The organism is Vibrio sp. V09_P4A23P171, from assembly GCF_963875615.1.
GTDB classification, from domain to species: domain Bacteria; phylum Pseudomonadota; class Gammaproteobacteria; order Enterobacterales; family Vibrionaceae; genus Vibrio; species Vibrio anguillarum.
Window position 1 is genome coordinate 26,560 of sequence record NZ_CAWNMR010000019.1, and the last position, 13,499, is coordinate 40,058.

12 protein-coding genes, 1 tRNA gene and 1 pseudogene are annotated in these 13,499 nt (G+C 42.6%); 11 read left to right on the forward strand and 3 right to left on the reverse strand.

Annotation, left to right across the window (positions count from 1 at the left end):
• Nucleotides 1-9: 9 nt before the first annotated feature.
• The 6 genes from rpsU (at nucleotide 10) to AACT23_RS07500 (ending at nucleotide 6,117) form a co-directional block, all read left to right on the forward strand.
• Nucleotides 10-225, forward strand: a complete 216-nt coding sequence (gene rpsU, locus AACT23_RS07475; RefSeq protein WP_004396009.1) for a 30S ribosomal protein S21 — start codon at nucleotides 10-12, stop codon at nucleotides 223-225.
• A 29-nt stretch (nucleotides 226-254) separates the two neighbouring features.
• Nucleotides 255-698: a GatB/YqeY domain-containing protein gene (locus AACT23_RS07480; protein WP_010318215.1), complete on the forward strand. Its 444-nt coding sequence runs from the start codon at nucleotides 255-257 to the stop codon at nucleotides 696-698.
• 95 nt (nucleotides 699-793) lie between these two features.
• Entirely contained in the window at nucleotides 794-2,536 is a 1,743-nt protein-coding gene (gene dnaG, locus AACT23_RS07485) for a DNA primase (protein ID WP_013857726.1), read from the forward strand.
• Between the two features lie 98 nt (nucleotides 2,537-2,634).
• A complete protein-coding gene (rpoD, locus tag AACT23_RS07490) occupies nucleotides 2,635-4,491 on the forward strand; it encodes an RNA polymerase sigma factor RpoD (RefSeq protein WP_013857727.1) in 1,857 nt (618 codons plus the stop codon).
• Nucleotides 4,492-4,634: 143 nt separating this feature from the next.
• Nucleotides 4,635-4,710, forward strand: a tRNA-Ile gene (locus AACT23_RS07495).
• A 165-nt stretch (nucleotides 4,711-4,875) separates the two neighbouring features.
• The gene (locus AACT23_RS07500) at nucleotides 4,876-6,117 is read left to right on the forward strand and encodes an integrase domain-containing protein (RefSeq protein ID WP_001129564.1); all 1,242 of its coding nucleotides are present in this window, start codon (nucleotides 4,876-4,878) and stop codon (nucleotides 6,115-6,117) included.
• 126 nt (nucleotides 6,118-6,243) lie between these two features.
• Here the strand turns inward: AACT23_RS07500 and AACT23_RS07505 are convergent, their stop codons facing one another.
• The 3 genes from AACT23_RS07505 to AACT23_RS07515 all read right to left on the reverse strand — a co-directional run bounded on the left by AACT23_RS07505 (nucleotide 6,244) and on the right by AACT23_RS07515 (nucleotide 11,257).
• On the reverse strand, nucleotides 6,244-9,408 hold the full coding sequence (locus AACT23_RS07505) for an N-6 DNA methylase (RefSeq protein WP_094129983.1): 3,165 nt from the start codon (nucleotides 9,406-9,408) through the stop codon (nucleotides 6,244-6,246).
• A 103-nt stretch (nucleotides 9,409-9,511) separates the two neighbouring features.
• Nucleotides 9,512-10,639, reverse strand: a complete 1,128-nt coding sequence (locus AACT23_RS07510) for a helix-turn-helix domain-containing protein (protein WP_000109335.1) — start codon at nucleotides 10,637-10,639, stop codon at nucleotides 9,512-9,514.
• A 3-nt stretch (nucleotides 10,640-10,642) separates the two neighbouring features.
• Complete coding sequence (locus AACT23_RS07515; protein ID WP_217899562.1) at nucleotides 10,643-11,257, reverse strand: peroxidase; 615 nt, start codon at nucleotides 11,255-11,257, stop codon at nucleotides 10,643-10,645.
• A gap of 235 nt (nucleotides 11,258-11,492) precedes the next feature.
• On the opposite strand from AACT23_RS07515, the gene radC reads away from it, so the two are divergent.
• The 5 genes and pseudogenes from radC to AACT23_RS07540 form a co-directional block, all read left to right on the forward strand.
• Nucleotides 11,493-11,966, forward strand: a complete 474-nt coding sequence (gene radC / locus AACT23_RS07520) for a RadC family protein (RefSeq protein WP_094129986.1) — start codon at nucleotides 11,493-11,495, stop codon at nucleotides 11,964-11,966.
• On the forward strand, nucleotides 11,963-12,400 hold the full coding sequence (locus AACT23_RS07525) for a DUF2787 domain-containing protein (protein ID WP_075989496.1): 438 nt from the start codon (nucleotides 11,963-11,965) through the stop codon (nucleotides 12,398-12,400). Before radC ends, AACT23_RS07525 begins: the two co-directional genes overlap by 4 nt.
• 50 nt (nucleotides 12,401-12,450) lie before the next feature.
• Complete coding sequence (locus tag AACT23_RS07530; RefSeq protein ID WP_094129989.1) at nucleotides 12,451-12,894, forward strand: DUF2787 domain-containing protein; 444 nt, start codon at nucleotides 12,451-12,453, stop codon at nucleotides 12,892-12,894.
• Between the two features lie 3 nt (nucleotides 12,895-12,897).
• Complete coding sequence (locus AACT23_RS07535) at nucleotides 12,898-13,074, forward strand: hypothetical protein (RefSeq protein ID WP_015296107.1); 177 nt, start codon at nucleotides 12,898-12,900, stop codon at nucleotides 13,072-13,074.
• Between the two features lie 138 nt (nucleotides 13,075-13,212).
• Nucleotides 13,213-13,499: pseudogene (locus AACT23_RS07540) on the forward strand (transcriptional regulator); the annotation flags it as partial.

The following is a 13,499-nucleotide window of genomic DNA, read 5'->3' on the forward strand; positions in this document are numbered from 1 at the left end:
GAAAGGCATATGCCAATAGTTAAAGTACGTGAAAACGAACCGTTCGATGTTGCATTACGTCGTTTCAAGCGCTCTTGCGAAAAAGCAGGTATCCTTTCTGAAGTGCGTCGTCGTGAGCACTATGAAAAACCAACTACCGTTCGCAAACGCGCTAAAGCAGCAGCTCAAAAGCGTCACGCTAAGAAGCTAGCTCGCGAAAACGCACGTCGCGTTCGCCTGTACTAATAACCTTTTTCCATTAAGGAACAAGAGTTATGGCTCTAATTGATATCCTCAAAGAAGAGCAAAAATTAGCGATGAAAGCCAAGGATAAAGTACGCCTTGGCACTATTCGTTTAGCCTTATCCGCGATCAAACAACGAGAAGTCGACGAGCAGATCACTCTGAACGACGACGATATTCTTGCTGTGATGGTAAAAATGGTTAAACAGCGTCGCGACTCTGTCGCTCAATATGAAGCTGCCAATCGTCAAGATCTCGCAGATGCAGAGCAAGCAGAAATCACTATCCTTGAGGCATTTATGCCTCAGCCATTGAGCGATGATGAAGTGAGCGCATTAATTGATGATGCGATCACCCAGTCCGCTGCTGCTGGCATGCAAGACATGGGGAAAGTGATGGCTGTCTTGAAACCGCAAATTCAAGGGCGTGCAGATATGGGTAAAGTCAGCGGATTAGTTCGAACTAAACTCGCTTAAATGCCCGCATCAAATTGCATCAAGCCGTGCTATCCTCTGGAGCGCACGGCTTGTTTGTATCTAATCATTCGTTTTAATCTTTTCTTTTAGGTTTTATGGCAGGACACATCCCTCGCAGTTTTATTGATGATCTCCTTGCTCGACTTGATATTGTCGACATCATAGACGCACGTGTGAAACTTAAGAAAAAAGGTAAGAACTACGGTGCTTGCTGTCCATTCCATAATGAAAAAACGCCCTCATTTAGTGTAAGCCAAGAAAAACAGTTCTATCACTGCTTTGGTTGTGGCGTGCATGGCAACGCCATCGACTTCATGATGGAATATGAACGCCTTGAATTCGTAGAGGCCATCGAAGAATTGGCTTCTTTTGTGGGGCTAGAAGTTCCCCGAGAGCAACGCTCTAGTGGCCATTTCTCATCAGCCCCTAAAGCCAATAGTGAAGAAAAACGCACCCTTTATGACTTAATGGGCAGCATTGCGCAGTTTTACCGCAACCAACTCAAAGTTCCGGGTAATCGTCATGCCATCGAGTATCTGAAAGATCGCGGTCTTTCTGGCGAAATCGTGCAGAAATTTGGTATTGGCTATATTGCTGACGAATGGGATTTAGTGCGCAAAAACTTCGGCCAACAACAAGAAAGCCAAGAGATGCTCGTCACTGGCGGCATGTTGATCGAAAATGACAAAGGCAATCGCTACGATCGTTTTCGTGGACGTATTATGTTTCCCATTCGCGACCGCCGCGGACGAGTGATCGGCTTTGGTGGACGCGTTACTGGTGATGGAACGCCAAAATACCTGAACTCACCAGAAACTCCCATTTTCCATAAAGGTAAAGAGCTGTATGGCCTATACGATGTCATGCAAGCCTATCGTGAACCCCCGCAAATATTAGTGGTTGAAGGTTATATGGATGTGGTGGCTCTGGCGCAATATGGGGTCGACTACTCGGTTGCTTCGCTAGGAACCTCAACTACAGGCGATCACCTGCAACTGCTTTTTCGCCAAACCAATACGGTGGTCTGTTGCTATGATGGTGACCGAGCAGGGCGAGAAGCGGCGTGGCGTGCACTGGAAAATGCGTTGAGTTATCTCAAAAGTGGCAATATTCTTAAATTCCTGTTTTTACCTGACGGTGAAGACCCAGATAGCTACATCAGAACCCATGGAAAAGCGGCCTTTGAACAGTTAGTGCAAGATGCTGAACCCTTATCCAAATACCTATTTACCAACCTACTGTCACAAGTTGATGTCGGTAATAACGAAGGGAAAGCGGCGCTTGAGGCGCTGGCACTACCACTGATTAATAAAGTGCCAGACACATCTCTACAAGCGCAATTGCTCAAAATATTAGGGCAAAAAACTGGGATTTATAAAAAGCCATCACTGCCAGAATCAGACAAACACCGCTCACAGCCACACAAAGAGCTCAAACGCACACCGATGCGTGAAGTGATCGCTTTGCTTATTCAAAATCCAAGCTATGCTGAAATGGTGCCTGATATTTCCAGCGTTCAATCCTTGCCCATACCCGGTTTAAGTTTATTAATTGAGGTACTTGAGAATTGTCAAGCGTACCCCAATATTACTACAGGCCAATTGCTTGAACACTGGCGCGGTAATAAAAACGAGACCCTTCTGTCTCGCCTCGCAAGTTGGGAAATTCCACTTGTTGAAGACAACCAAGAAGAACTATTTTTAGATTCATTGGACAAAATATTGGCTCAATGCATCGAAAAGCAAATTGAAAACCTGCAGGCAAAAGAAAGAAGCGTCGGTTTATCAGCCGAAGAGAGACGGGAGCTTCAAGACTTAATGAAAGACTTGAAAGCGTAACCCAGTTTAAATAGTCAGCAATGAATAAATTTGTTAGTATATGTGGTTTGCATTTCGCATACTAATTCCTTCACCAGATATGAAGTTGGATACCGTCTATGGATCAAAATCCGCAGTCACAGCTAAAACTACTTGTCATTAAAGGCAAAGAGCAAGGCTATCTGACCTACGCCGAAGTAAATGACCACCTACCAGCAGAAATCGTAGATTCCGAGCAGGTAGAAGATATCATTCAGATGATCAATGACATGGGCATTAAGGTGGTAGAAACTGCCCCTGATGCCGATGATCTTGCTCTAAATGATGACAACGCAATCACCGATGAGGATGCTGCCGAAGCTGCAGCCGCTGCATTATCCAGTGTAGAAAGCGAAATTGGTCGTACTACCGACCCTGTGCGCATGTATATGCGCGAAATGGGTACCGTAGAACTGCTGACTCGCGAAGGTGAAATTGATATCGCCAAGCGTATTGAAGATGGTATTAACCAAGTTCAACGCGCAGTAGCTGAATATCCAGGCACCATTCCATACATCTTAGAGCAATTTGACAAAGTTCTTGCTGAAGAACTTCGTTTAACAGACCTGATATCAGGTTTTGTTGATCCTGACTCAGATGCAACGAACGCCCCAACAGCGACCCATATCGGTTCAGAGCTTGCTAGTGCTGACCTTGCTGATGAAGACGACCTCGATGATGACGACGATGACGACAGCGAAGATACTGACTCTGAAGAAGATGCAGGAATCGACCCTGAGCTTGCGCTAGAAAAATTCACCGAACTACGCAACAAGTATCAAAATCTTCAACTCGCGAAAAATGAGCATGGCTATGACAGCAATAAAGCCGCCCAAGCCACCGAGTTGATGTTGGATATTTTCCGTGAATTCCGACTCACGCCAAAGCAATTTGACTACCTAGTCAACAAGCTTCGCACCTCTATGGATCGTGTTCGTACTCAAGAACGTCTGATCATGAGAGCTGCGGTCGAATACGGTAAAATGCCTAAGAAATCATTCATTGCCTTATTCACTGGCAATGAATCAAGCGATGCATGGTTAGATGAAGTACTCGCTTCAGAAAAACCTTATGCAGAAAAAATCAGACAGCAAGAAGAAGACATTCGTCGTTCAATTCATAAATTGAAAATGATCGAAGAAGAAACGTCTTTGAATGTACAAAACATTAAAGACATCAGCCGTCGCATGTCTATCGGTGAAGCGAAAGCTCGTCGAGCGAAAAAAGAGATGGTTGAAGCAAACTTGCGTCTGGTTATTTCTATCGCGAAGAAATACACCAACCGTGGCCTGCAGTTCTTGGATCTTATCCAAGAAGGTAATATCGGCCTGATGAAAGCGGTAGATAAGTTTGAATACCGCCGTGGTTATAAGTTCTCAACTTACGCCACTTGGTGGATTCGCCAAGCTATCACACGTTCAATTGCAGACCAAGCACGTACTATTCGTATTCCAGTGCACATGATCGAAACGATCAACAAACTGAATCGAATCTCACGTCAGATGCTGCAAGAGATGGGCCGCGAGCCTCTGCCAGAAGAATTGGCAGAACGCATGCAAATGCCAGAAGATAAAATTCGTAAAGTACTGAAAATTGCTAAAGAGCCAATCTCGATGGAGACACCTATCGGTGACGACGAAGATTCGCATCTTGGTGACTTTATCGAGGATACAACCCTTGAACTACCACTTGATTCTGCTACGGCCACCAGCCTAAGAGCAGCGACTCGTGACGTTCTTGCTGGCCTAACCCCTCGTGAAGCGAAAGTACTGCGTATGCGTTTCGGTATTGATATGAATACAGACCATACGCTAGAAGAAGTTGGTAAGCAGTTTGACGTAACGCGTGAGCGTATCCGCCAAATTGAAGCGAAAGCACTGCGTAAACTGCGTCACCCAAGCCGCTCTGAAACATTGCGCAGCTTCCTAGACGAGTAATCGCAACCTATCCAATCTAAAAGGTGAGCACAAGCTCACCTTTTTTGTATCTCATAGTTTAAGTGGATAAAAGCTAAGCGTATTTACCCTATTTTGCGGGTAGACACTCATAACTCCTTCCCCTATAATCACACACCTAATTTGGCCCCTTAGCTCAGTGGTTAGAGCAGTCGACTCATAATCGATTGGTCCCCAGTTCAAGTCTGGGAGGGGCCACCACTTTCTCTTCTACATATGTCTACCAACGTCTATCCACCCCAATACAATCAACACTTAGCAAGCAATCTTTGTCTATAGCTGTCTATGCTCATCTTGTAACATCCACGTTTTAATGTACCATCGAATGTACCAACGGCTAAATATCGACTATTTTGGTGGTACATCATGGCAAAAAGAGTGGTCCCTTTAACTAACACTCAAGTTAAACAAGCTAAAGAATCCGACAAAGAATACACACTCTCTGATGGTGATGGCCTTCAATTGCGTGTTAAAACGAATGGCACAAAGTTATGGATTCTGAAATACACTCATCCAATAACAAAAAAAAGAAACAACATAAGCTTTGGCAGTTTTCCTGATGTCTCTCTTGCCGAGGCAAGGAAAAGACGTTCTGAAGCAAAAACTCTTTTAGCTCTCAATATCGATCCTAAGCAGCATAAAGATGAACTGCTCTTAAAAGAAAGAGCTGAGCTTGAAAATACCTTTGGTAAATTTTCTGATAGATGGTTAGCACTCAAGAAAGAAAGCGTAAAACCGGAAACAGCAGATAAAGCTTATCGTGCTCTTGAGAAACATATCCTACCTAAACTTGGGAATGTCCCCATCCAAGACATCAAACCCAGAACGGTACTCAGTATTCTTGAGCCAGTAAAGGCACAAGGGACTCTAGAAACAGTTAAAAGACTATGCCGTATAATCAATGAGGTTATGCGTCTTGCTGTAGCATCAGGTGACATAGAAGTAAACTACCTAGCAGACATCACCAAGCTCTTTCCGGCCCCTAAACGCCAGCATATGGTAACTATCGAACCAGAAAGACTACCAGAGTTGATGCAAGCTATAGCTGGTGCAAACATTACACTATCTACTCGTTGCTTACTTGAGTGGCAACTACACACAATGACAAGACCGATTGAAAGCGCTACAGCACGTTGGCAGGACATAGATTTTCAAAATAAAGTGTGGGTTGTTCCTGAAGAAAGAATGAAGATGAAGCGTCCCCACACAATCCCTCTTACAGAGCAAACTTTGGCACTTTTAGAAATAATGAAGCCAATCAGTGGTCATAGAGAATTCATCTTCCCAAGTAACAAAGATCCGAAAAGCCATGTAAATAGTCAGAGTGCTAATATGGCGCTGAAAAGGATGGGGTTTGAAGGACAGTTGGTTTCTCATGGACTAAGAGCATTAGCAAGTACCACTCTTAACGAGCAAGGGTTCAATCCTGACGTTATTGAAGCTGCGCTAGCTCATGTTGATAAGAATGAAGTTCGGAAAGCTTATAATCGTGCTGAATATCTTGAGCAACGCAGAAAGCTCATGTGCTGGTGGAGCGATCATATAACCGCTTCCGCTGAGGGGAATGTCTCACTCGTGAGGAGAAAAGGGCTTAAATTGGCAGGGTGATACTGAATATCCACACTCATAATGACCAAAGCACCTATGAATAACGTAGGAACAAAAAAATAAAAGAGGCTGCGAATATGCAGCCTCTTTTATTATCCAGCAATCACAATATGTGTACAAACACGACTATTCATTTCTTTCGCGAAGTATAATGCGTAAAGCCAATTGATTTGCTTCACACAAAAGCTCCTGAAAGCCTAAATTTTTTGTTGATATGTGTAGTCTCTCAGAAAGTGATGAGAGTCTTAGAGAATCGGAACAATTCATATCAAATTTTGGCAGTCGAAGATGTTTAAAAACATTGCTGACTTGGATGCTTATTGTATGACTTTCAATATAGTTCTTAACCAGCTCACAGTTAAGTAGGCCACAAATATAATGTGCCATTTCTTTTGAGTAACATTCTACAAAATAAACTTTATGATCGGGAACATAGGGTCGGCTACCGACTAACGGCACATCTTTAGATGAACATACCGCAGCTTTGAAAGTACCACTTTGCTCAGCCCACATGACCTTATATGGTGCAAAAGAGTACTCTCCAACATTATATATATGATAAAAAGCGTATTTGTTTAACCTTGCCTTATATGTTGAACGATCTAGCAACTTATCCTTATATGCTTCTAAATATCTGAAGGTCTCTGGCAAATCATTTTCTAACCTATCTTCCGCATCAAGTAGCTTCTGCTTTGTTATCGCCTTATTGGGAACTAAGTGATATAGATTGTGCTTAGGATTGAAACAAAACGCAGAGAAATCAGCAGCACCTTTTACCATAGGGTATAGTAGTTCAGGTTCAATCCAGAACTTCTTAGCGACTCCAATATCTTTTTTACCTGCCTCTGGGCGAGTTTCTATAAGCACTAAGCCGCGCTTATGATCAACATCTAGAATCTCCACCATGTAGATACTATTCAGATCAGCCGTTACCCCTTTGCGCCCCGCAATCCAATCGGATTTGCCTCTAATATTTGAGGTTTTTTCAAAATCACCTACGCCCATTACTGCCCATGGAGAGTTTATTTCTCCGACAGGGTTGGCCTCCATAACGTTCCGCACAATACCCTTAGAAATTACATCTAATGTATCATTTTCAGAAAGGGCTTTTTTATAACCAGATTTTGCATTCCATATATAGTAAGGGACTGGGTATGGATCTACTTGCTGTTGGACCTTTTCAAATCCAACAATCACTGTCTTATTAGCCGCATCCGGGAATGGCTTTAAGCTTTTAAGATCTTCAACAAACTTAGGATGTAAATAAGATCCATCCTTAATTTTAAAACTACGGAATCCTTGTGACGATGGCGACTGAAAATGAGTTTGGGTTAAAACAAAAACCAATTTCCCACCAAATTTCAACCACTTATCAGAAACCGTATACGTAATCATTCCGGAAATATCTAGTTCATTTCCACCATGAAACTTAGTCTCTGAGAAAATGGCATATTCCTCACATGTTGGTTTCACTTTTGTTCGATAATCCTCAGGCAGTGCTGACCATCTAACCCATGGTGGATTCCCAACAATCAAATCAAACGGCTCTGTAGCAGCCGACCAGAAAAAATTTCGAATAATTCTAAACCAAATACCATTCCAATTTTTTCGATGTAAAGCTAATACCCTATTATAAGTATTTGATAATGGGGTATCCCACTCTGCGATTTTCTCTAGTTTTAGAACACCACGACGAATCAACTTTTCTTTAACTACATCATACTCAAGATCGTCATCAACGCTTTCACCCATGACAGTAAAAACTCGATCTAGTGTTAAACGATCAAAAGCTAACTCAGTAGGAATTGTAATCAAGAGATCCGCCGTTGTACTACCTATACGATACTTTACAACGTTACCTTCTTCTGTCGTGCTTTGTGATGGAGAATAAACAGAATCAGCTAATAAGATAGGTAGCTCTACCTTCATTGCCTTACATTGGACAACCAGATCAGATATTGCAATCAAGAAGTTAACTCTTGCAGCCTGTACTGCAAGAGGGTTTAAATCAAACCCCCAAACAGTGTCTAGAATTAACTTTACAGTCTCCTCTGCATCAAGCCCTAAAATTTCAGCCTCTTTACGCTTTAGTCCAATTGTTTGCAGTAAAAATGATCCAGACCCACAAGTCGGGTCTAATACTCTTTTATGCAGCCACTCGCCATCAACTGCTCGGGATAATGTTTCTGTCACCAGCCAATCAGGGGTATAGAACTCACCTAGACTTTTACGCAATACTTCTGGCACAAGAGCTTGATAGAACCCCTTAAGCACATCCCTAGAGCGCGCTGAAGTCAAATCATCAAATCTGTATAATGACACTTGTATTAAAGCTTCTCTTAATGCTTCAACAATCTCTAAAGAGTTCTCACTGTTTGTTGCGTCAAGATACCAAGAGAAAATAGCTTCCTCGACAAACCCTTTGATTCCAACCGATTCAAAAAACTGACTCCTCTCAATATCATTACATATAGTTTGTAGTAAATGATTGGCTTCTAACGAAGCTAAATTCCCACAAAAATCTTTGTACTGCGTAAGATTTAGGTACGAGACAAGTTCAGCCCCCAGTAACTTCATAATTAAGGCATTGTATGTATGTATAACAAACAGAGCACCAGAAGTGCTCTCATTGCCTATTAATGGCATTTCAAAACCAATCTGCTTAGAGATTTTTCTAACTTGTTCGTTAGTCAAACCAGAGACTTGACCAAACAATGTCTGCCACTCTCTAAAGAGCATTTTGATCTTGTTGTTATCTACATCATTAACATGAAGTGTTAATTCTTTAGATAACGCGGTCATGAGACGGCAACCAACCGAAGAAGAATGACCAAAATCCTCAATCAAGTTATCCTTAACCAGAGCTCTGCGTTGATTATTTTTTAAGGATTTTAATACCTTAGCAACAGAGACTTCAGAAAGAGGCATTAGATCTTGGTGAGTAATTTGACCATCCCTCATATAACAAAAGATTATATGCTCGCCATCAGTAGCAATACCGGTATAGTCTTCTTGATTTAATCCTTCAGCCTCCGCTCGACGCTTTATATATTTTTCAAGACGTTCATATACAGCATTTTTAAACGAAGAAGAAGTTACCTTACCGTTAAATAACCCTTTGTTTTTTAACTCAATAATAACCTGATTATATAGCAGATCATTTTTATCTCTTTCAGCATAAAACTTGATACCAACAGATGAAAAGGCTGTCGTCCACGCTATGCGTAACTCTTCCTCTAGAATGCAATCTTTAGATAAGTCTTTCAAAAGACCGTACAGTTTTGCGTACATTTTTTGTCCAGATTAAGGTGGGATATGAAACCCATTAGTAGGGTTCATTTAGAAAACGGATGCATGCTACATGCTAAAGGTAGATAAGCATGCAGAACGATGATTAAAAATTAAATGGCACAACGACATCATCAAACATATCTGAAGATTCCACGTCAAACTTTACCCCTGTGATATCAGCCAACAATTTGGGTTCAACACCTAGTTTTTTAGCCAGCATTTCAAAAGAAACTCCCAGATGTTCTTTGAGCATTGTTAAACTTTCTTCTAATACATGAGGGGTCTCTTGGGGAACTAGATCATCGTACTTTTCACTGCGAGTTTGACGCGTTTGACTAAACCAAACATTTGCATTTCGGTACTGCTGAGCATTCAAAAAGCCTAAAAAATGTGCTCTGTATATAATGGCTCTTGCACTCACTTTCCAACGTAGCTTCAGATCGTAAACCGCTTTCCAGTTAATAGTGCCATTAGGACCAATACAACTTGGAAACTCTCTTGCAAAAGACTTACGAGGAAACAAGAATGCACTTGCAAAAGCATCTGCTTCTCTTTCTGTCTTTTTGCAACCAGTTTCGATACCATCATGCATGACCAAATGCCCGCATTCATGCGCTAAATCAAAGCGCATTCTACAGACACTTTCTTTCGCTGTATTTCTAATAATAATTGGGAACTTTCGATTTACAGATAAAGCATCCACTTTATCAGACACTCCATCAAAGCAAGTAACTATCGCTCCTTGATTCTCGACAACATTAACCATGTTATCAATAGGGGCATCAGGTGTTACCCCCCATCGAACACGAGCACCCTCTGCTATCTTTTCAATCACAAGGGAAGTCAGTTCTGGAATTTTATCGTTATCTACTAAATTAAAGCGATTTGCTGGTAAATCTAGATGCAAATGTAGCTCTGCCACTAACTGCTCAAGAATAGTACTGTACGCTTGTACTCTATTTTTAACGCTAACCGGTGTAGTTTGCCTTTTTCGGAAGTGACATTGCTCAGGCTTTACATCTCCGGAGAGAGGCATACAAAAAAAACTTGTCTCTACTTGTAAAGACTCAGCCAACGCATTTTTTATGTCATCAGCAGGAACACGTATATCACTCTCATATTGATGTATACTTTGTCGAGTCACCGACACTGCATCACCCAATTCTTGTAAGGTGTAACCTTTTAATAAACGAGCTAACCGCAAACGCTCACCATAAAATGCTACCGACATAATTTATTGACCATCACTTTGCCCATCATTTTGAGCTTTTTCCTCTTTCTTTTTTATATACACAGGAGCTTTTGGAGTAGCTACTGGCTCAGGGAGTTCAACACCAATAGTGTTAAACGCTGGAACTTTTTCATCAAGAGGTACTTCCCAACAAGAGACCTGCGTTCCATCTAGGAAACCAGTAAACGTAACTCTTTCAACGTATCTCAACTCATCAACTTCAATAGCAAAAAACCATAAAATGGCCGCAGCATCCCCAACCTCAACTGAAAGTAAACTCATTTGACAAAGTGCTTCAATTGAAGGAATAAGTCTGCGTTCCTCAGGCGAGCTAGGTTTTCCGCGATATAAACGTACAGGCACAGAATCAATAGAAAAGGTAAAACGCCCGTCACTTTTTACAATACCTAACCAAGGCCATACTTCTTTGTTTGCAGAAGCTCGAATGATTTGATTCCGACAACACTCATACGCCCTTAATCCTGTCGAACGAGCAGAATCCCCCAAAAAATCGTCATGTAAGTCAATAACTGAGTCCCTAACCTCTCGCATTAAAGATGCAAGCAGCTGAATACGTTGACTTGTTAATGACGAGTTAAGCTCCCATGGTTGCTTCATAGTTAACATTACCTTGCATAGAGTTTATGTGCCTCAATTGAGAGGGCGGTGAAATACACGTCAACTATCCAACACTTTTCCTTATTTGTCAACAGAAGGTAAATTTGTTCACATTAATTTGATTTGTAAAAACCATCACTGACATCACTTAGCACTACTACGCACCCAACCCAAAAATATTCAGGCATATGTCATCAATGTGAATCCCCATCATTGATTCCGACAGGAGCCTGAAATGAATCCCAAAACTTCCGATTACCAAAAGCAGCAACGCTATCAGGAAAATGAAATCCTAGAGCATGCGGCGGAGATACTGGCAACACGCTACGTGCGTGGTGATGCCCTCACTAACCCTGATGCCACCAAAGAGTATGTGCGCTGTAAGCTAGGCAGCCATGAGCGCGAAGTGTTTGCCTTATTGTTACTAGATAACCAAAACCGACTGATTGAGTTTAAAGAGCTGTTTCATGGAACGGTGGATGCGGCAAGCGTTTACCCACGAGAAGTGGTGAAAGCGGTATTAGAAGTGAATGCGGCAGCGGTGATATTTGCCCATAACCATCCATCCGGTGACTCTACGCCTTCCCAAGCGGACAGACGCATAACCGAAAGACTCAAGGACGCTTTAGCGCTGGTGGACGTTCGCGTTCTCGACCATATCGTGACAGGCAATAGCTGCACCTCGTTTGCTGAAAGGGGATGGTTATGATAGAGCAACATTACGGTAAGCTTTCTATTGATGATGCTTTACATGCGTCACTGGAAGCACTTCTGAATCGGTACACTCTCCCAGAGAATGCTGAACGCCTCGTGCTGAACTGCCGCCAAATAAGTTACTACCGACATCGACAAGGTTTGCACCCGATAGAGGTACAATTTAAGCGAGAGTCAACCTCAAGCCCTTGGTTGGTAGTGTTCTTTGCCAGCTTCTCTTATCCCGATGACACCAGTACAACCGTTGAGCCTGAGTTGTACTTTCACCTTGCTAATCGCTGGTTCTATCAACCTGATGTGGGGAGCACGGATTTATCCCACCCAGAAGTTCAAGAGCTGCTCTCGGTATGGATGAAAGCCTTTGCTCGCCACCTTTCTCGCAATGTCTTTGATGACGTGCAACTGACGATGGTCGGTACGTTCAACTAAATCCTAATCTCTCATTTCTTATTTGAATCCTGAAACAAGGAGGACTCACCATGTCCAAATTAACCTTCACAGCATCATTACTACCTGTGTCTAAGAAACTGCACAAGCTGTTAAGTGAGCAACTCACCGCTCACTTGCTGAGTAATGAAGCACTGACCACCAGCCGTTATCTGGTGTTTAACTTTCGCGATAAGAGTTACAGCGCTGAAGAAGGCGGCTTCCATCCGGTTGAGATGGCGATTTGCCAAACCTCAACAGGAGAATGGAGCATTGAGTACATCACTGACTTTGCGTATATGGGGAATTACTATCCAGAGCTAGAGCGCAACTTGGATTTTGATTTTCGGGTTGGACAGTTCTTTGTGGCCTATCGTGGCTGGCTACCAATGCAAGGTAACCGTGATGCCAAAGAGCTGTATCGGCTATGGGAGAATAACTTTCTTGCCTATGTCGATACGGACGCTTACAACGAGATAGCCGTCACCCCGCAATAACTCATGACTTCCCTTCTTCTACAAACCATCAAACTTGTCACTGCCCTCATTACGTTGTTTTCACTTTCCCCGTTCTTTGGTGCCATTGGAGCCCTATCCACTTTAGGGTTTCTGGTGGTGCTGTTGATTGGGTTATTGGTAGCGATTGCCGAGCTCAGTGATAAGCATAAGCCTCGTTAATGTTAATCGGCTCACGCTTTGGTGATGCCGATTGATGCTGTTTTCACCGTTGGACATTATGTGTCTGACCCACCTCTATTCTCCCGACATTAAATGTCCGACTCCGGTGTGGAGCTTTGATGTATTGAGAGCGTAGTCATGAGCAATAAAACCAGCATTGAAGGGTTATCCGCTTTGCTGCACACGCTGATGCTTATTCCTCAACATCGATGGATTACCGTTAGGGAGTTGCAGCAGCAGTTAGCCCTACTCGATATCCACCGCACCACTCGCAGCATTAAACGCTACCTCGATGAAGTCATTGTGGAGGTGTTTAACGTGGAGTGTGATTCGATGAGCATGCCCCATGTTTATCGGAAAACCTCAGAGCAATTACTGAAACTCAACAAGCAGGAAATGCTCTATTGGCAACTGACCAACAAGTA